Origin of the sequence: Pseudoalteromonas sp. SWXJZ94C, from assembly GCF_015864385.1 — a bacterium.
Taxonomy (GTDB): domain Bacteria; phylum Pseudomonadota; class Gammaproteobacteria; order Enterobacterales; family Alteromonadaceae; genus Pseudoalteromonas.
The window spans coordinates 37935-57519 of record NZ_JADYXF010000003.1 but is presented as its reverse complement, the minus strand read 5'-3'; the positions used below and the strand labels follow the sequence as shown (position 1 = coordinate 57519).

13 protein-coding genes are annotated in these 19585 nt (G+C 38.5%); 5 read left to right on the top strand and 8 right to left on the bottom strand.

Annotated elements, in window-relative coordinates; all coding sequences use genetic code 11:
* The first annotated feature begins 1 nt into the window (after position 1).
* The 3 genes from I6F65_RS01845 to katG all read left to right on the top strand — a co-directional run bounded on the left by I6F65_RS01845 (position 2) and on the right by katG (position 5276).
* The gene (locus tag I6F65_RS01845) at positions 2-646 is read left to right on the top strand and encodes an MOSC domain-containing protein (RefSeq protein WP_197111248.1); all 645 of its coding nucleotides are present in this window, start codon (positions 2-4) and stop codon (positions 644-646) included.
* Positions 647-792: 146 nt separating this feature from the next.
* Complete coding sequence (locus I6F65_RS01840; RefSeq protein ID WP_197111247.1) at positions 793-2394, top strand: L-lactate permease; 1602 nt, start codon at positions 793-795, stop codon at positions 2392-2394.
* A gap of 728 nt (positions 2395-3122) precedes the next feature.
* Positions 3123-5276 (top strand): catalase/peroxidase HPI, encoded by a 2154-nt coding sequence (katG, locus tag I6F65_RS01835; protein WP_197111246.1) that lies wholly within the window; start codon positions 3123-3125, stop codon positions 5274-5276.
* A gap of 157 nt (positions 5277-5433) precedes the next feature.
* Here katG and I6F65_RS01830 read toward each other — a convergent pair whose 3' ends face one another.
* The 4 genes from I6F65_RS01830 to nirB form a co-directional block, all read right to left on the bottom strand.
* Positions 5434-6696, bottom strand: coding sequence for a nitrate- and nitrite sensing domain-containing protein (locus tag I6F65_RS01830; RefSeq protein ID WP_024609531.1), 1263 nt, complete (start codon positions 6694-6696; stop codon positions 5434-5436).
* A 252-nt stretch (positions 6697-6948) separates the two neighbouring features.
* Positions 6949-7812, bottom strand: a complete 864-nt coding sequence (cobA, locus tag I6F65_RS01825) for a uroporphyrinogen-III C-methyltransferase (RefSeq protein ID WP_197111245.1) — start codon at positions 7810-7812, stop codon at positions 6949-6951.
* Positions 7813-7821: 9 nt separating this feature from the next.
* Positions 7822-8175, bottom strand: a complete 354-nt coding sequence (nirD, locus tag I6F65_RS01820) for a nitrite reductase small subunit NirD (RefSeq protein ID WP_197111244.1) — start codon at positions 8173-8175, stop codon at positions 7822-7824.
* Positions 8162-10735, bottom strand: a complete 2574-nt coding sequence (gene nirB, locus I6F65_RS01815) for a nitrite reductase large subunit NirB (RefSeq protein ID WP_197111242.1) — start codon at positions 10733-10735, stop codon at positions 8162-8164. Before nirB ends, nirD begins: the two co-directional genes overlap by 14 nt.
* A 394-nt stretch (positions 10736-11129) precedes the next feature.
* Here nirB and I6F65_RS01810 point away from each other — a divergent pair, with 394 nt between their 5' ends.
* Positions 11130-13286, top strand: coding sequence for a pyridoxamine 5'-phosphate oxidase family protein (locus I6F65_RS01810; protein WP_197111240.1), 2157 nt, complete (start codon positions 11130-11132; stop codon positions 13284-13286).
* A gap of 100 nt (positions 13287-13386) precedes the next feature.
* Here the strand turns inward: I6F65_RS01810 and I6F65_RS01805 are convergent, their stop codons facing one another.
* The gene (locus tag I6F65_RS01805; protein WP_197111238.1) at positions 13387-15081 is read right to left on the bottom strand and encodes a hypothetical protein; all 1695 of its coding nucleotides are present in this window, start codon (positions 15079-15081) and stop codon (positions 13387-13389) included.
* A gap of 209 nt (positions 15082-15290) precedes the next feature.
* Positions 15291-15914, bottom strand: coding sequence for a glutathione S-transferase (locus tag I6F65_RS01800; protein WP_197111236.1), 624 nt, complete (start codon positions 15912-15914; stop codon positions 15291-15293).
* Positions 15915-16031: 117 nt separating this feature from the next.
* Here I6F65_RS01800 and I6F65_RS01795 point away from each other — a divergent pair, with 117 nt between their 5' ends.
* Positions 16032-16925: a LysR family transcriptional regulator gene (locus tag I6F65_RS01795; RefSeq protein WP_024613040.1), complete on the top strand. Its 894-nt coding sequence runs from the start codon at positions 16032-16034 to the stop codon at positions 16923-16925.
* Between the two features lie 161 nt (positions 16926-17086).
* Here I6F65_RS01795 and I6F65_RS01790 read toward each other — a convergent pair whose 3' ends face one another.
* Together I6F65_RS01790 and I6F65_RS01785 are read right to left on the bottom strand one after the other, a co-directional pair.
* Positions 17087-17938: a universal stress protein gene (locus I6F65_RS01790; protein WP_166111379.1), complete on the bottom strand. Its 852-nt coding sequence runs from the start codon at positions 17936-17938 to the stop codon at positions 17087-17089.
* 10 nt (positions 17939-17948) lie between these two features.
* Entirely contained in the window at positions 17949-19439 is a 1491-nt protein-coding gene (locus I6F65_RS01785; RefSeq protein WP_024613038.1) for a SulP family inorganic anion transporter, read from the bottom strand.
* Positions 19440-19585: the final 146 nt, after the last annotated feature.

Genomic DNA, 19585 nt, shown 5'->3' with positions numbered 1-19585 from the left:
AATGAAAATAATCTCAACCAACATCTCAAAAATAAAAACAGTGGTTCACAATAGTAAAGAGGTTAAAACGGGAATATTTAAAATTCCAACTAACGAGCCTGTAGTAATTGAAAAGCTAAATATTATAGGTGACGAGCAAGCAGATTTAGTTAACCACGGCGGGGTAGATAAAGCGGTATATGCTTTTTCGCACAATCATTACGACTACTGGAAACAAACACTTGAAAACGAAAATTTAAATTTTGGGATTTTTGGTGAAAACTTCACGATTACAGACCTTGATGAAGAAAATATACACATAGGTGACCATATTCGTGTAGGCACTACGCTGTTAGAGGTAAGTCAGCCTCGAGTACCCTGTTTTAAACTGGCTATTGCGCTTAATAATAAAAATAGCCTCAAACTGTTTACCCAGCATTACTGTACTGGGGTTTATTTTAGGGTACTAGAGCAGGGCGTTGCAAAAACGGGTGATAGTGTTGTTATCGAGAAGAAAGTCTCGCACGACATATCAGTTAAAAGGCTGTTTCAGGCGTTTTTTGATAAAAAATATGTAGGTTATGAAGACGTACTTTTACAAGCACTAACATCGCCAGAGCTCGCTTTAGAATGGCAAGAAAAAATTAAAAAGAAGCTGTCTATTTAAGGTTTATAAAAATATTGGATTTTAAATGCTAGGTTGTTATTTGATCCAGTCTGATTTTTGCTTCAATCCATCTAGTGCTCTAAATATATAATATAGTTACTTTAGATTAAGTTTAATATTTTTAACGCTGGCAGAGGAAAAGTAAAATGGAATTCGTTAGTACACTTATATCAGCGTTTCCAATTGTATTATTAATTTGGTTAATGACAAAAAAAGCTGCTTTACCTTCGCATATAGCCTTACCAATAATTGCCTTACTAGTGGGTATAATTCAACTTTTTTATTTTCAAACTAATATACGCTTACTGTTAGCTAATACGATTGCTGGGGCACTTTCGGTATTAACGCCTATATCTATTATTGCGGGGGCTATTTTATTAAACCGGATATTGGCTTTTTCGGGAGCTGAAAAAGTCATTACAGCGTGGCTTAACTCTATAAGTACAAATGCGGTTGCTCAGCTAATGATTATTGGTTGGGCATTTGCTTTTATGTTGGAGGGCGCTTCTGGCTTTGGTACACCAGCAGCCATCGCTGCACCTATGCTTGTTGGGTTAGGGTTTAAGCCGCTTAAAGTTGCTGTACTTGCTTTAATTATGAACTCAGTGCCGGTGTCTTTTGGCGCTGTTGGTACACCGATATGGTTTGGGTTAGAGGCACTTAATCTGAGCTCAGAGCAGTTACTTTCGGTGTCGAGTCAAACCGCTTTAATTAACCTTGTTGCGGGGCTAGTAATTCCTATTATTGCACTTAGGTTTGTTGTTAGCTGGCAACTTATACGAGGTAATATTACTTTTATTTTCTTAAGTATTTTGGCCTGTACTTTACCTTACTACCTTTTAGCTAATTGGAATTACGAATTTCCCTCTCTCCTTGGTGGAGCGATTGGTTTAATGCTCAGTATTGTATTGGCTAAAGCCGATATAGGGTTAAAGTCAGTTGACAACGATTTACCTAAAGGCGAAAAAGTGCCATTTAAACCACTCTTTATTGCTTTGTTTCCTCTAATATTGCTCATTGTTATTTTAATTGTGACGCGAATTGAACAACTGGGTATTAAAGGATTACTAAATAATAATAGTCTATGGTTTGGTTTTGATATTGCAGACACCTATTTTAGTGTAAGCCAAGCGCTGGTTTTATCGGTTGAGCATATACTACAAACATCGGTTAACTGGTCATATAAAGCGTTGTATGTACCTGCGCTAATTCCATTTTTATTAGTTGTACTCATTTCGATCCCATTACTTAAAATGTCTGCAGGTACAGTAAAAGAAGCGTTTGTAGATACTGGACAGCGCATTAAGTTACCTTTGCTTTCACTTATTGGGGCGTTAATTATGGTGAACTTTATGATGCTTGGCGACGAGCAGTCACCTATTTTTCTTATTGCTAATGCATTTGCAAATGTAACCGGGGATAATTGGTCTTACTTTGCTGCGTTTTTAGGGGCTTTGGGTAGCTTTTTTTCAGGCTCATCAACAGTTTCAAACTTAACGTTTGGTGGTATTCAATTAAGTATTGCTGAGCAGGTTGGCTTACCTATTACATTGGTATTGGCATTGCAATCAGCGGGAGCAGCTATGGGGAATATGGTGTGTATTAATAATATAATTGCTGTTAGCAGCATTTTAGGTATTGTTAACCAAGAAGGCAATATTATTAAAAAAACCATACTTCCGATGATAATTTATGGTGTTATTACAGCATTAGTCGGGGCTATTTTACTGTTTAGTATGCAAACATAACAAATTATTTATGTACTATAAAGCGTGTGATTTCCAAGTATTAAAAAAGGAAAAAGTTCAGTTTACTCTTATACACGAGAGTAAATGTTCTAAAATATAGAATTTTACAATGTCATATCTTTAAGAAAATTTTCACTTTTTATTTTTATAATTTAAATTTAAATAGCCAGTGGAAAATATTTTCGATTAAAAAACACTCTATTAATAAAGTCCTCTTATTCAACTTCATTTTTATTGTGGACAATAATTTAAGCCGACGCGCTTTTAATTTTTGACCGCTTTTTGTACTTGGTTTCGATTATTTACTTACCTAAATTCATATTTTTAAATATGAATATTAAAATATTTAAATAGTACTTAAGTGCTAATTATTGAACGATGAATATATTTAAAATTAACATTTCACTTGTTTTAGCAATAACTTAGTGGAGATAGGGCGCTTTAAATTTACTGTATAGAGTTTAAACGTTGACGATTTTATAGAAATATTTAATAAAATATTCTTTATTTATTAATATATTACCTTAATTCATGTGCTATATATTATTGTGAGCATTTATTAATACTAGCTAATTTATTTTAATAAAATGGGGCTGATAGGTTTTAGCTATCAATGTGGTAGGAATAAACAGTTTTATTTATAATAAAAAACAAGTAATAGTACTGCTTAGAGCACTGAACGTAGTGCTGATAATAAATTAATTCAATTCGAAAAATAGGAAATATCTATGTCTAATAGCAAGTGTCCAGTAATGCACGGTGGTGCTACATCAACTGATGCAAATAAGGTTTGGTGGCCAAAAGCGCTAAACCTAGATATTCTTCACCAATACGATACTAAAACAAATCCATTAGAAGAAGATTTTGATTACCGTGAAGCAGTAAAAACACTGGATGTTGAAGCGCTAAAAAAAGATATGATTGCATTAATGACTGACAGCCAACCTTGGTGGCCGGCTGATTGGGGTCACTATGGTGGTCTTATGATTCGTATGACATGGCACTCTGCGGGTACTTACCGTATTTCAGATGGTCGTGGCGGCGCGGCATCTGGCAGCCAACGTTTTGCTCCTCTAAACTCTTGGCCTGACAATGCAAACTTAGACAAAGCACGTCGTCTACTTTGGCCAATTAAGAAAAAATATGGTAATAAACTTAGCTGGGCTGATTTAATTGCTTATGCAGGTACCATGGCTTATGAGTCAATGGGTTTACAAACATTTGGTTTTGCTTTTGGTCGAGAAGATATTTGGCACCCTGAAAAAGATATTTACTGGGGTTCAGAAAGAGAATGGCTAGCACCAAGTGGCAGTGAAGGTACTCGTTACTCAGGCGAACGCGATTTAGAAAATCCGTTAGCATCAGTAATGATGGGACTTATTTACGTAAACCCAGAAGGGGTAGACGGTAAATCAGATCCACAAAAAACAGCAAATGATATACGTGTTACTTTTGAGCGTATGGCTATGAACGATGAAGAAACCGTAGCATTAACTGCCGGTGGTCACACTGTTGGTAAAGCACATGGTAACGGCGATGCTTCGCAGATAGAAGCAGATCCAGAAGCTGCAGAATTAGAAGACCAAGGCTTTGGTTGGTTGAATAAAACTAAACGTGGTATTGGTCGTGATACTGTTACAAGTGGTATTGAAGGTGCTTGGACGTCTAACCCAACTAAATGGGATAATGGCTTTTTTGATTTATTACTTAACTACGATTGGGAATTAAAGCATAGCCCAGCTGGTGCAACACAATGGGAACCAATTAATCTTCCTGAAGATAAAAAACCAGTTGACGTTGAAGACTTAACAACCCGTCTTAACCCAATGATGACTGATGCCGATATGGCAATGAAGGTAGATCCTGCGTACCGTAAAATTTCAGAGAAATTTGCTCAAGATCAAGACTACTTTTCAGAAGTATTTGCACGTGCATGGTTTAAGTTAACTCACCGTGATTTAGGTCCTAAAGCACGTTACATTGGTCCAGACGTACCAAAAGAAGAGCTAATTTGGCAAGACCCTGTACCAGCAGGTAATACAAGTTACGATGTTGAAACAGTTAAAGCTAAAATCGCAGCAACCGATTTAACACTAAGTGAGCTTGTTAATACTGCATGGGATAGTGCAAGAACTTACCGTGGTTCGGATAAACGTGGTGGAGCAAATGGTGCCCGTATTCGCCTTGCACCACAAAAAGATTGGGAAGGTAATGAGCCAGTTCGTTTAGCTAAAGTACTAACAGTACTAGAAGCTATAGCAAGCGAAACGGGTGCAAGCATTGCAGATGTAATTGTTCTAGCCGGTAATGTTGGTATTGAAAAATCAGCTAAAGCAGCTGGCTTTGAAGTAACAGTGCCGTTCTCAGCAGGTCGTGGTGATGCAACAGCAGAAATGACTGATAATGAGTCATTTGATGTACTTGAACCGCTTCACGATGGTTTCCGTAACTGGCAGAAACAGCATTACACAGTAACACCTGAAGAAATGCTACTTGACCGCACTCAACTGATGGGTTTAACAGCACCAGAGATGACGGTATTGATTGGCGGTATGCGTGTAATTGGCACTAACTACGGTGGCACTAAACATGGTGTATTTACAGATAATGAAGGCGCATTAACTAATGACTTCTTTGTTAACTTAACCGACATGAGTAATTCATGGGTTCCGACTGGTCGTAACTCTTATGAGATTCAAGATACAGCTACAAAATCTGTTAAGTGGACAGCCACTAGAGCAGACTTGGTATTTGGTTCTAACTCAATTCTTCGTTCATACGTTGAAGTGTATGCACAAGACGATAACAAAGAAAAATTTGTTAAAGACTTTGTTGCTGCATGGGCAAAGGTTATGAATGCAGATCGTTTCGACCTAGTTTAATTTAATAGGCCTTTATGTTGTTAATCACTGCAATATAGAGGTCTTGATTTAAATTTTGTTTGTATTAAAAATAAACCCAGATACGCTCTGCGCATCTGGGTTTATTTTTGGCTAATACTTATTTTATATACCTACGAGCTAAACTTACCCTTCACTTTTAATCACTTAACTCCACGATTTTTTGAGCAACACTATAAAGTGTTTTATGTGAATTCATGGCTTGTTTTTGTAGTTGCTTGTGGGCTTGTTCTTCACTAATTTTTAGTTGTTCAATAAGTATGTATTTAGCTTGGTGAATAATTTTTTGCTCACTAATTACTTTTTTAGCATCGAGTAGGGCTTGGTTAATTTGTTTAATATGTTGGCTTTGATCAATAATTAAATCGTACATGCTTTTATTGCTATTGAGCTTATCGGCTGCAACATTGGGTTGTATTTCAGGGTCTGGTTGTTTTATAGCTAATTGACCCACGATAGGAGCGATTTGCTGTTCATTTATAGTATTGAGCACTTTTTTATTGGTATTTAAACTACGTTGGGCGCATGCTATTTGCATTGCAGCCGTGTCGATTAAATTATCAGCAATATTTTGCTCTATTTTATGCATTATATCGATACGAGTAGTGGTTACTTCGTACCATACTTCGCTAAGTTGTGAGAGCGGTTGTGCGTTTTCGTCATCGAGCTTTTGCAGCAAACTTCTAAGTTGTTCAACTTGATTGTTAACCTGATGCGTTGTTAGCGTGGCATAGCACTTTAATAAATGCTCATCTGCGTATTCATTAAAAAAGTCAAAGCTGTGGTTTTGCTCCTGTACAAAATGTGCCAGTTGTTGTTTTTGCTCTGCAGTAAACTTGCTCGCTGCAAATGCTTGTGCGCCACACGCACGTTCTTGCCCTGCGTATTCTTTACCTTGCATAAAATTAAAAAATGCGACCAGTAAGCGAGTTATTTTAGGATCGCTTGCTCCATCGGCTGCCTCTAAAATAATATTGAGTAAACTGGTTATTAGCTGCGTAAATGATTGTGTAGCATGTACTGCGCTAATGTTTTGCTGCGATATTTGGCTTCGTAATGCAGGCAATGCATCAAGAGATTGTAAGCTATAGGCAATTAAATTAAATAGTCGAGTATGACCAGTATCGGCATTATCACTAATATAAGTTTGTTTAATTGAATCATAAAATGCGGTTTGTGCATCGTGGCTTACGTGTATTTGCTGCTGGAGTTGTGTTTTAAACCGCTCGCGATTTGAGGCTAAAAATATATTACTCATTGCACGTTCTTTTTGTAGCTGATGTACAAAATCGCCTAGTTTAGTGAGCGAGGCGCAACTGTTTTGTAATTTTTTTAAGGCGTGTATTTCTTGATACTTTGCCGCTAATAAAAACTGTTTTGTGAGAGGATTGCTTGTCGCCATTGATAGTATTCCACACTTTTTTGTTTTTAAAGTGCAACCACCGTTCCAATCATTAATAAATTTCATCATTGAATTTAAAATCAAACTAAAACAGTCACTTGAAATTCCATCTTAATTTATCACAGAGCTTTTATAACTAAAATAATCGCTGCTGTTAACTTATTTGGTGCATTTAAATATGTTATTGCACACAACTTGAACCTAAAAAAGCGCCTACTCCTGGGGAGGTAGTAAGCGCGAAAACAATATTTATCAAGCGTTAACATTTACACTGTTTAGTAACTCTGGGCTAATAGCCATTTTATGATTTATTACTTCACCAATCATAATAAGGGTAGGACCTTGAAAGTTATGTTTAGCATGCTCACTTACTATTTGATCAAGCGTACTGGTAATTACTTTTTGCTTAGTGGTAGTGGCATTCTCTATTAGTGCAATGGGTGTATTACTTGGCCAACCCACTGATTGCAAACCGTTGCTTAGTGTTTGTAAGCGCGAAAGCCCCATATAAACCACTAAAGTGGGGTTGTTGTTTGCAGGCATAAACGCGTAATTTTGCCAATGAGGTTGCTTGTTAGGGTCGGCAAACTGCGCCGTTAAAAATGTAACACTACGCGCTACATCGCGGGCAGTGAGCGGAATACCCGTATAAGCGGACGTAGCACAAGCAGTTGTTACACCCGGAACAATCGCAAAATTAATATTATGCTTGGTAAGCGCATCGGCTTCTTCGTTAATACGTGCAAATATACTCGGATCGCCGCCTTTTAAACGCACTACGTTTAAGCCTTGTTGCGCGTATTTAACCAGTAGTTCGCAAATGTTAGCTTGGGTCATCGAATGCTTACCTGCACGTTTACCTACAAATACACGCTGCGCTTTTTTAGGCAGTGTTTTTAGTAAATCATCGCTTACTAACCAATCGTATAAAACAACATCGGCGGTATTAATTAAACGCTGCGCTTTTACTGTAATTAGCTCTGCGTCTCCCGGACCTGCACCAATTATATAAACGTTGCCACTTTTAGCACTGCGACTATTTGAGCTTGTTAGCTTAGTAACAAGCTTATTTAACCACACGTTTTCAATACCCGAAAAATAAGACAGTACACTCATAATATTCCCCTAAGCCACAGCTGTTGTAACTTTTGGCACAGAACTTATAAATACACTGCCGTCTTCAATTTTTGCATTAAAAACCGGTAAGTGTATTGCTTCTGCTTCTAAACATTCGCCTGTTTCTAGGCAAAAGTGCTGCTTATATAAAGGCGATGCAACAACTAATTTATTGTCGATAGAGCCAATAATGCCACGCGATAATACATTGGCTTTACCAATAGGGTCGTAGTTGCTAATGGCAAACACAGCCGTTGGGTTTTGCGGAATATAAAAAATAGCAACTTGCTGATTATTAACTAATGCGCATACGCCGCTATTAGCCACTAGGTTATCGATTGTTCCAATATTATGCCAAGACATCAGCTTGCTCCTCTTCAACTTCCATTACTGGAATACGGTTTTGTGTATTACGTTGCTCACGTTTTTCGGCTTCTGTAGCAGGGCGAATTTGGTTACGCTCTTGCACAAATAAAATGTTGTCGTCGGTTTCGGGGCTATTAACAAACTGGCGGAATCGTTTGGAAGCATCTGGGCTTTCAATCGCTTTTTTCCACTCACAGGCATAGGTTTGTGTAATTAACTCCATTTGCGCTTCTAGTTCGTCGCAAATACCTAAGCTGTCGTCAATAACTACGCTTTTAAGGTAGTCTAAACCGCCTTCAAGGTTTTCCATCCATACCGAGGTACGCTGTAATTTGTCAGCCGTTTTAATGTAAAACATAATCACGCGGTCAATGTATTTGATCAGTGTTGGCGTATCTAAATCGGTTGCAAATAAGTCAGCGTGGCGAGGGCGCATACCGCCATTACCACACACGTATAAGTTCCAGCCGTTTTCGGTGGCTATAATGCCAATATCTTTACTTTGTGCTTCGGCGCATTCGCGGGTACAACCCGATACCGCCATTTTAAATTTATGCGGTGCACGCAGTCCTTTATAGCGGTTTTCAATTTCTATTGCGTGACCAACGCTGTCTTGCACACCATAGCGACACCACGTACTACCCACACACGATTTAACGGTTCTGAGAGACTTACCATAAGCATGACCGGTCTCAAATCCGGCTTCGATCAATCGCTCCCAAATTACAGGAAGCTCTTCTAAGCGCGCACCAAATAAATCAATACGTTGACCACCCGTTACTTTGCAGTACAGGTTAAAGTCTTTGGCTACTTGTCCAATTACAATGAGTTTGTCGGGGGTTATTTCGCCGCCAGCAATACGCGGTACCACAGAGTACGAACCATCTTTTTGCATATTTGCTAGGTACGTATCGTTAGTGTCTTGCAAGCCAACATGAGCGGGTTCTAAAATGAAGTCGTTCCATGTTGAGGCTAAAATAGAGCCAATGGCAGGTTTACATATTTCACAGCCATGACCGCTGCCGTGTTTAGTTAGTAAGTCATCAAAGCTTTTAATGCTTTCTACTTTTACCATGTGCAGTAGTTCTTGGCGTGAATACGCAAAGTGCTCACATACATGGTTGTTAACTTCAACTCCACGGCTTGCTAATTCGTTATCAACAACTGATTTTAATAACGCGGCACAACCACCACAGCCGCTTGCTGCTTTAGTGCATGACTTTACTGAAGCTAAATCGCATGAGCCGCCATCAATTGCACCTACAATGTCGCCTTTACTCACATTGTGACACGAACAAATAGTGGCGGTGTCGGGTAGGGCACTGCCCGATAGCGACGGTGCGCCACCGCTGTCTGGCAAAATTAAACACTCAGGGTTTTCGGGTAAGTCCATGTCGTTAAGCATGTACTGTAGTAATGTATCGTAATCGCTGGTGTCGCCAACAAGTACAGCGCCCAGTAATTTATCGCCTTTTTCACTTAGTATGATTTTTTTATAACAGCCGCGAATAGCATCTTGGTATATAAGTTCTTTACAGTCTGGCGTTTTTGCGTGAGCGTCGCCAATTGAGCCTACTTCTACGCCTAATAACTTAAGTTTGGTGCTCATATCGGCACCTAAAAACTCAAGCTCGCCACCACTTAATTGGCTCGCTGCAACGCGCGCCATGTTGTAACCCGGTGCAACTAAGCCAAATAGTTTTTTGTCCCACAGGGCACATTCACCAATGGCTAAAATATCAGGATCTGACGTTTGGCATTGATTATTAATGATAATACCGCCGCGTTCACCGAGTTCTAAATCAGCAATTTTACCTAGCTGATCATACGGGCGAATACCGGCAGAGAACAAAATCAGATCTGTTTCTAAAAATGACTCGTCCGAAAAATTTAATCTAAAGCGACTGGTTTCGCCTTTTACTATTTCGCTGGTTGCTTTTGATGTATGTACTGTTACGCCGAGTTTTTCTATTTTATTTTTTAGTAGCGTACCGCCTTGTCCATCAAGTTGAACAGCCATAAGTTGTGGCGCAAATTCAACTACGTGGGTATCAAGCCCTAGTTGCTTAATGGCGTTTGCGGCTTCAAGCCCCAACAAACCACCACCAATAACAACACCGCTTTTACTTACAGCGGCACTGACTTTTATTTGTTCTAAATCTTCTAATGTGCGATACACCAAGCAATGGGGTTGGTCGTTACCTTTTATAGGCGGCACAAACGGGAACGAACCGGTTGCAAGTATAAGTTTGTCGTATGGGTATTGCTCACCGGTTAATGTGGTCACTACTTTTGCTGTTCTATCAATGCCTTCAACCCACTGGCTGGTATGTACATTAATATTAAGCTGTTTGTAGTTGTCGTGAGTTGTAAGTGCTAAATCGGCGGCTGTTTTGCCATCAAATACACTTGATAAGTACACGCGATCGTATGCAAGATTTGCTTCTCCGCAAAGTACAGTAATGTCTGCGTTGGCATCGCTTTGGCGCATTTGCTCAACAAAGTGGTGTCCGACCATACCATTACCAATAATGAGTATTTTTTGCGAGGTTTGCATAGGGCATTCCTTAAAGTGACGGTTTAAATACAATTAACAAAAAAGCCCGCCACAAATACGCATTATGCATAACTGTGTGCGGGCTTCTTTGCCGATGGTTGCTAATAGCTATTGTGCTAACAACCTAAATTTTTGCCGTAAGTAAAACGGGCTTGTTAATAGAATGTTTGCAAAAATACAGCCAGTTTTTTAAGTTATTGTTTAAATAGTATTTAATGTGTTTTTAGAGTGAGGATAAAACCTGTTTTGTTATATGTTGGTGCGCGCCTGGCACTAAGAGGGTGCAAGTATTGTCATTGTTTTGTGCATTATCAGTCAATAAAACACCCATTATCATTGATTGTGTATTGAGTTAAATTTAACCCATGAAATACGCACACGAATTACGAGCAAAATGACTAACACAAACTCAATAGATGCTTCCCCTTTTCACGAAGGCGAGCTGGCAGTACAAGACAAACTCGGTAAACGAGAAATAATGGCAACATTTGGTAAACGTGCCGTGCGCTCATTTATGCCAAAGCAGCATCAAGCCTTTTTTGAGCAGTTACCATTTGTGGTTGCAGGCAGTGTTGATGAAAACGCTAATCCGTGGGTATCTATTGTTTCAGGACAGTCAGGCTTTTTAAGCGCCCCCACACCCACGTCGTTATTAATGAAGCACGCGGTTGATAAAAACGACCCTCTACATAACACATTAAATATTGCCGGCTCGCCAATTGGTTTATTAGGCATTGAGCTAAGCACGCGTAGGCGTAACCGTTTAAATGTGCGCGTAGGTGAGGTAATTGACGATAATCAGGTGAGTTTTAATGTTGATCAATCTTTTGGAAATTGCCCGCAGTATATTCAAACGCGCGACTTAACGTTTGATAGAGATCCTTTAGTTAAAAGTAGTGCAGTACAAAAAGTTGAATTTAATACACTTGATAACGCAGCTAGTGCGTTAATTGACACCACCGATACATTTTTTGTTTCAAGCTTTATAACCGCTAAAAACAATCCAAAAATTGAAGGTGTTGATGTTTCTCACCGTGGTGGGTTGCCGGGCTTTGTAAAGCGAGAAGGCAACACATTAACGATTCCTGACTACGCAGGTAACAATTTTTTTAATACCTTGGGTAACTTTTTATTAAACCCAAAAGCAGGTTTGTTATTTCCTGATTTTGACACGGGCAATGTATTAATGCTTACCGGCAACGTTGAAATTCTATGGGACGGGCACCCAGAACTTGAAGGCTTTATTGGCGCAGACCGAGGCTGGAAATTTATCCTCACTAAAGGAATGTGGCTTAAAAACTTACTCCCGTTTAGTGCTAAATTTGATGCTTACTCCCCTAATACTAAAATGACGGGCACGTGGCTTGAGGCTGATAAAAACAAACAAGCCGAAAAACTAAAACATACTTGGCAGCCTTTAAAAGTAACTAAAATAATAAAAGAAAGTAATGTAATTACCTCCTTTTATTTAGAAGGGCATAACAATACAACCTTGTTACCGTTTAAAGCTGGGCAGCATTTAACTGTACAAATACCATGTAAAAATAGTCGCAATAGCAATAACAGTAATAGCAAACCTGTTATTAGAACCTACACCGTGTCATCAAGCCCTCATGAACTATTTTATAGGTTATCGATTAAAAAAGAGCTCAGTGGTGAGGTGTCTAACTACTTTCATAATAACGTAAAAGTAGGCGACGTTATTTTAGCTAAATACCCACAAGGGCAGTTTTTTATTGACCCAACCAGTACCAAACCAGCGGTATTGATTGGTGGAGGAATAGGCATTACACCTATGATTTCAATGGCTAAACACATTGCCAATGAAGGGTTAAGAACCCGTTATACACGCCCTTTGCATATTTTCCATAGTGCTAAAAGTGCCCAACAGCGTGCGTTTTATAACGAGCTGAAAACACTTGCAGATACGAGTGGCGGCGCAATTGATTATTACTCACTTTTATCTCAGCCTGAGCTTGATGAAAAGCAAGGCAATGGCTCTAATTTAAAAGATGAGAGCTTTAACTTAAAAGACGAAAGCTTTAATTTAAAAGGGCGCATAAATGCGGATGTGTTTAGGTATTATTTACCACTTGATGATTACGAGTTCTTTTTATGCGGACCTGAAGCGTTTATGCAGCACGTATATAACGAGCTGTTATTGCTCGGTGTGCAGGATAAAAACATATTTGCTGAAGCATTTGGACCCTCCGCTATTAAGCGCAAAGTACTTAAAACAAGCGGAGCGCCTAATAAAAGCAACGAGGTTAGCGTTGAAGTAGCAGACAACACTGTAATTAAATTTAGTAAATCGGGCTTTGAACAACGCTGGAATAAAGGCGATAACACTATACTTAATGTAGCCGAATCCCATGGTTTAGAGCCTGAGTTTGGTTGTCGAAACGGCAGCTGCGGCAGTTGCGCCGTAAAAATAAACGCAGGCGCTGTGGTTTATCGCAATAACGTGAGTTACCCAGTAGAGGCAGGACAGGCGCTAATTTGCTGCGCCGTACCGGCTAAAGGCGTTGAAGAGCTTGATTTAGAGCTGTAACGTTTTTTCAAAATATAAATCTTCAGCTTTTATCATTGTAGGGCAATAAAGGCTCACTATTGATACAAAATAGACGTGTGATTGCAGTACATTCTTGTCTCTAACGAATATTATAACTTCTTAACTTTCTCGGAGTATCAACAATGATTACATTATGTAGTTTATGGTTTTTCTGTTTGTGTGTAATGTATGCATTACCAGTGTATTTAGCTTCTAATTTCGGATTTTCTAGCAAGGTTTGCACGTATTCATCTAGGCTCTTTATTTGCCTGTTTGCAGAGTTTTTAGCATTAAAATAGCTCAATAATTTAGCTGTGTATTCTTGATCTACTTCGTAGATACTTTCCTTGCGTACAAAAACAAGATTTACTCCTATTTGTGACGATAGTTCATTAAATACTGATTCTGAAACAGGTAAAATAATTGCTTTATTTAGTTTGGTATCAAATTTAAATTTATCTTTATTGCAGTGTAAAGCTAATGGGTTACGTGTATGAAAAATAATTTCAAGAAAGTCATTATCAGATAGACCTAAGTCTTTATATATCAGATAGGTAACCAACAACCTTAATTTCCAGTATATTTCATTTACTTTTTTCATAGGGTATTTTTCTATTTCCCCATGAGCAGCCCTGTCTCTAACACATTTTATCGAGTAAAGATCATCGGATGACAAAAATACCTCCGTAACATACCTACCTATGTGATCTAAGTACTTTTTAACTTTTTGCTTAAAAGTTGCAGCCGATCGATTAGGTAATACTTCCCTAAGCTTTGTGATATTACTTAAATCAGCCACTATATTTTTTGAAAAGGTTTTGACTAGATCTGCATCTTCAGAGATCAAATCTGCAAGTTTATTTGTTAGTTTGGTATACTCATTTTTATCAAGCATGGTATCAAGATTCAGTTGATCTGCTTTGTGGCTGCAATACTTGTCGAGAATGGCAGCATAGAGCATGGTTTCATACTCTAAAACTCCATCGAAATTGTATAACGGAATTGTTCGTGACCAAATATTCTCAAATTCGAACGTGTTTTTTTCGAAATATGCTTCACAAATTTTTACGAAATGTTCTCTTAATTGTTCTGCTAGCATGAAACTGTTTGGGTATGATATGTCATGTTCGGATGTATCTTTAACTGACGGGATGTACAAGGTTCCTGTATTTTCTCCATCTGACACTTCGATTTTAGATACTTTGATTGGAAACCCTGTAATCCAAGTTAAAAGGTTTTTAGACTTATACAAGTACTTTTCTATTTCACTAAAAGTAATGGCGTTTTCAAATTCAAAAACCAGAGTTATAGAGCTTGTGAACTGAAAGCCATCTTTGGCCGATGTGTTAGAAAGCCGATAATCTTGATGCAATCCAATTTTGATGGTTTGATCATCATTCAATACCGTTGTATCCATTGGCTCTATGGTGATATTTCCACTCAAGTCACCATTTTCCCCTAGATTTCTTGAAATTTCGTTGTTGAAATACGCAGCTAGTTCAGGGAACGTGAAGTATACTTTTTTTAGGTTAGTTGCTTTTGCTTTACCTGAATATATATATCGAAATAGCTTAGATGATTGCCCGCCAGAATCAATAGCACCTGACAAAAGGTACTTTGGAGTTTGCTTTTCGGTGAAACCCTCTACCTGAATCTCATCTCCTTTATATTCATAAAAATGCTTACTAACATGAGTTAATAAAGGCATATTTCCGTAGTTAAGCTTAAGTTTGAAGTATTCACCTTCGGTAATTCGAACGTTTAATTCTAAATCTTCAGTTAGTAGCAAATCCAAAATTTTATCTCATATCCAACAATATACATAAGCATCTTACTGAACTTTTTCTCTTAAGCTATCCATTTATGAGAGTAATATTGCTACACAAACATATTTTCAGGTGATAATAAGTCACAATAAATATTGTGACTCGGCATTTTAGAACAATAAAAAACAAAAAAGAGGCTAAATAGCTTCTTGTAAAACAGTATTTAAAACTTAAAAAACTAAGCCAGTAAACCTGCTTTTGTTTCAGGCATTGCTATAAAACCATCAAGTTTACGAACGTTGTTTAACCATCTTAAAATATTTGGGTATTGCTCAAGTGATACGCCGCCCTCTGGTGCGTGTGCTATGTACGAAAAATTGGCAATGTCGGCAATAGTTGGCTGAGTGCCTACTAAGTACTCGCGATTTTGTAAGTATGCATCCATTGTTTTAAATAATGTATGGGCAATGTTTATCGCGTTTTGATGATCAAGCTCTGCGCCAAATACAGTAACTAAACGCGCCGAACACGGACCTGAAGCCACAAGCCCTGCAGCAACGCTCAACCAGCGCTGAATGTGCGCTTGAACAGTAATATCTTCTGGATACCAGGTTCTGTTAGCGTCAAACTTTTGTGCTAAGTACATTAAAATAGCGTTTGAATCGTTAATAACGTCATCGTTATGTTTAAGTACGGGTACTTGCCCAAAAATATTCATTTTTAGAAAGTCAGCTTGCTTTTGTGCGCCGTTTTGCAGTGCAACATCAACCATATTTACATCAAGCTTTAAAAGCGATGTAAATAGCTCTGCACGATGTGAATGACCAGATAAAGTAAAACGGTATAGCGTTAGGTTGCTCATGGGTTGTCCTGTTTTTTAATTTTGAATAGTGATTTTTAATAACGCTATTCTTTCACTATTATCCGTTTTGAAAAACCAAGCTAGTAAGGAATTAATGTCAATGCTATATTGACAATCATGGATACTATTATTGGCATTAAAACAATCATCGCGGTTGTTGAAACAGGCTCTTTTACAGCCGCAGGCGACAGGCTAGGGCTTTCAAAGGCACTGGTTAGTAAGTACGTGGGCATTGTAGAGCAAGACTTAGGGGTTAGATTATTTAACCGCTCCACGCGCAGAATTTCGATTACCGAAGCGGGGCAAAGTTATTACACAAGCGTAGTGCCTGTAATTGAAAGCTACAGCGAAATGCTCGATAACTTATCGGGTCAAACAGCACTTGCTAGCGGCAAGCTTAGGGTGAGTGCGCCGGTGTCGTTTGGTGAATCAAACCTTGCGCCGTTAATGCCTGAGTTACTGAGCCGTTATCCTGATTTAAGTATTGATTTAGTGCTTTCAGACAAAACAATTGATTTACTAGAAGAGGGGGTTGATTTAGCAATTAGAATTGGCAGTGTGTCTGACTCTAATTTAATCGCGAGGCAAATTACCAGTTACCCTTTAATTTTATGTGCATCAGCAGATTATATTCAGCGCTTTGGCGCACCAGCGAGTGTTGACGAGCTTGAACAACACGCTACGGTGATTGATAGCAACTTTAAAATAGGTCGCCATTGGCCTCTAGTTTCACCTAGTGGTGAGGCATTAACGGCAAGTGTAAACTCGCGTGTTTCGGTTAATAATCCACAAGCTGTAAAAGAGGTGGTTGTAGCGGGTGGCGGTATTGGCTTAATTCCTGAAATAGTGGTGAGAGACGATATTGCATCGGGTAAGCTTGTGCAGGTTATGCAAGGTTATAAAACATTTGAGTTTGGTTTATTTGCTATTTATCCGCATAGAAAGTTTGTGGCTCAAAAGGTCACGTCGTTTATTCAGTTTTTATTTGAAAAGTTTGAAGCTAAAAAATAAAGCTTACTTTAAACCTTACTTTAAAACTAAAAGCCAAACCAAGCTAAAAACAAAAAAAGCCTAAAATCAGTTAAGTGATTTTAGGCTTTTAGAATGGAATATTAAAATATTATTTTAAAATAGTTACTTAATTAAAAGTGGCGCTTACTTAAAACAACTACTTACTTTAATATAATAACTGGCACATCGTTGTTTTCGAGCATTTTAATGGTATTACTGCCCACAAAAAACTGCCTTAACTTAGAATGCCCAAAAGCCCCCATAACAATCAAATCAATGTTATTTTGCTCTTTGTATTGCATTAATGAGTCAAAAATATTGCCCTCTAAAAAGCTTGCAGACACTTCAAAACCCATACTACTAAGCTTAAATTGAGCGTTAAGAAACTTCTCTTCTAAGTTCTTCTCATTATTATTAACACTTACTAAATGACAATGAAGCCCATGTAATAAACCGCCATCAATAACTTGTTGCAGTGCTTTGTCGGCTGTTTCGCGACCATCGTACGCAATCATAAATGATTTAGGTTGCTTAAACTTTCTAGAAATAAGCAATATTGGTTGCGAAGCGCTACGCACGAGCGTTTCGATGTGTGAACCAAGTGCATTTAAATCAACACGATGATCAACACCATTTCGACCTATAACGATTAAGCGAGTATCATCTTTAAAATCAATAATAGCGTCGATTACGTCACCGTGACGTTTAATTAATTCATAGTTTTGAATATGAGCAATTTTTGCTTGTACAGCAACCGAGTCGAGTAATTCATCTGCTAGTTTTAAAGAAATTTTACTACGGTGTTCATCGAGTTTTGTCATTTCTTCAAGCAAAGCCGATTGGGCACCTAAACCAATCGTACCGGTGTAGTTACCTACATTAGTTTGTTGTATTTTTTCAAGCATATGTATAAAGCTAATTGATTTATCTAGCTTTTTTGAAGCCCAAATAGCAGCTTCGGTTACAGCGTGTGTAATGACAGAGCCATCGATACAGGTAATTATTTTTTTCATTACATTCTCCTTAATGACCGCCAAGTAGTTTATCGACTTCTTTAGGGTTGTTGTGTACGCCAAACTTATCAACAACTGTTTCGGTTGCGCTATTCATACCAACAATATTAACTGTTGCGCCTTCGCGTCTAAATTTAATGACCACCTTATCGAGTGACGATACGCCGGTTATATCCCAAAAATGTGCATGGGTTAAATCTATAACAACATTTGTTACCGCACTTTTAAAATCGAACGAAGCAATAAATTGCTCTGCTGAGGCAAAAAACACCTGACCTACAACTTCATAAGTTACTAGGTTTTTAGTTTCATCGTGCTTAGTTGTAACAACCATAAAGCGACCAATTTTATTGGCAAAAAACAACGTAGCTAGCAATACGCCAACTAAAACACCAATGGCTAGATTATGTGTGGCAACAACCACAATAACGGTGGAAATCATCACTACGTTTGACGAAAGCGGGTTCTTTTTTAAATCTTTAACTGATGTCCAAGAGAATGTACCAATTGATACCATAATCATTACTGCAACTAATGCAGCCATAGGAATTAAACGCAGCCACTCATCTAAAAACACCACCATGATGATTAAAAATAAACCAGCAATAAAGGTTGAAAGTCGACCACGACCGCCGGACTTAACATTAATAATTGATTGTCCAATCATGGCGCAACCCGCCATACCACCAAATAAACCTGCGCCAATATTTGCAATACCTTGGCCTTTACACTCTTTATTACGATCGCTCGTTGTATCAGTTAAGTCATCAACAATAGTGGCGGTCATCATGGATTCAAGTAAGCCCACAACCGCAAGACCAATCGAATATGGTAAAACAATTTGCAGCGTTTCGAGTGTTAGCGGCACATCGGGCCATAAAAATATAGGCAGGGTGTCTGGTAGTTCGCCCATGTCGCCAACGGTTCTTATATCAAGCCCTAAAAACAGTGAAACCAGTGTAATAACAACAATACACACTAAAGGAGAGGGAAGGATTTTGCCAATAGCTGGAATATACGGAAATAAGTAAATAATACCTAAGCCCGCAGCGGTCATGGCGTAAACATGCCAAGTAACATTGGTAAGCTCGGGTAATTGCGCCATAAATATTAAAATCGCTAATGCGTTTACAAACCCTGTAACAACAGAGCGCGATACAAACCGCATTAACTCACCAAGCTTTAAAAAGCCTGCAAATATTTGTAGTACACCGGTAAGCAAGGTAGCAACTAGTAAGTATTCCAGACCATGATCTTTAACCAGCGTTACCATTAATAGCGCCATTGCACCGGTAGCCGCTGATATCATGCCAGGGCGTCCGCCTACAAAGGCAATAATAACGGCGATACAAAATGAGGCGTATAAACCCACTTTAGGATCAACACCCGCAATAATAGAAAAGGCAATAGCTTCAGGTATTAGGGCAAGCGCCACAACAATACCAGCAAGCACATCGCCACGAACATTAGAGAGCCAATCTCTTTTTACGTGATCAAACATGTAGATAACCTAATTAGTTAGTTTTCCTGCAACGGCAGGGAGGTTTTTGTATTTAAATAATAGTGATTCTCGCGCAGATGGCGATATTTGATTACACATAATGTGCAAATAAATGAGATAAGGGCATTAACTTAGGGCGGCGTAGG

Coding starts and splice junctions, on each gene's coding strand:
- katG (WP_197111246.1), top strand. CDS start 3,123: ATGTCTAATAGCAAGTGTCCAGTAATGCACGGTGGTGCTACATCAACT.
- I6F65_RS01790 (WP_166111379.1), bottom strand. CDS start 17,938: ATGAAAAAAATAATTACCTGTATCGATGGCTCTGTCATTACACACGCT.
- I6F65_RS01830 (WP_024609531.1), bottom strand. CDS start 6,696: ATGGCGACAAGCAATCCTCTCACAAAACAGTTTTTATTAGCGGCAAAG.
- I6F65_RS01845 (WP_197111248.1), top strand. CDS start 2: ATGAAAATAATCTCAACCAACATCTCAAAAATAAAAACAGTGGTTCAC.
- nirD (WP_197111244.1), bottom strand. CDS start 8,175: ATGTCTTGGCATAATATTGGAACAATCGATAACCTAGTGGCTAATAGC.
- cobA (WP_197111245.1), bottom strand. CDS start 7,812: ATGAGTGTACTGTCTTATTTTTCGGGTATTGAAAACGTGTGGTTAAAT.
- I6F65_RS01840 (WP_197111247.1), top strand. CDS start 793: ATGGAATTCGTTAGTACACTTATATCAGCGTTTCCAATTGTATTATTA.
- I6F65_RS01810 (WP_197111240.1), top strand. CDS start 11,130: ATGACTAACACAAACTCAATAGATGCTTCCCCTTTTCACGAAGGCGAG.
- I6F65_RS01785 (WP_024613038.1), bottom strand. CDS start 19,439: ATGTTTGATCACGTAAAAAGAGATTGGCTCTCTAATGTTCGTGGCGAT.
- I6F65_RS01800 (WP_197111236.1), bottom strand. CDS start 15,914: ATGAGCAACCTAACGCTATACCGTTTTACTTTATCTGGTCATTCACAT.
- I6F65_RS01795 (WP_024613040.1), top strand. CDS start 16,032: ATGGATACTATTATTGGCATTAAAACAATCATCGCGGTTGTTGAAACA.
- nirB (WP_197111242.1), bottom strand. CDS start 10,735: ATGCAAACCTCGCAAAAAATACTCATTATTGGTAATGGTATGGTCGGA.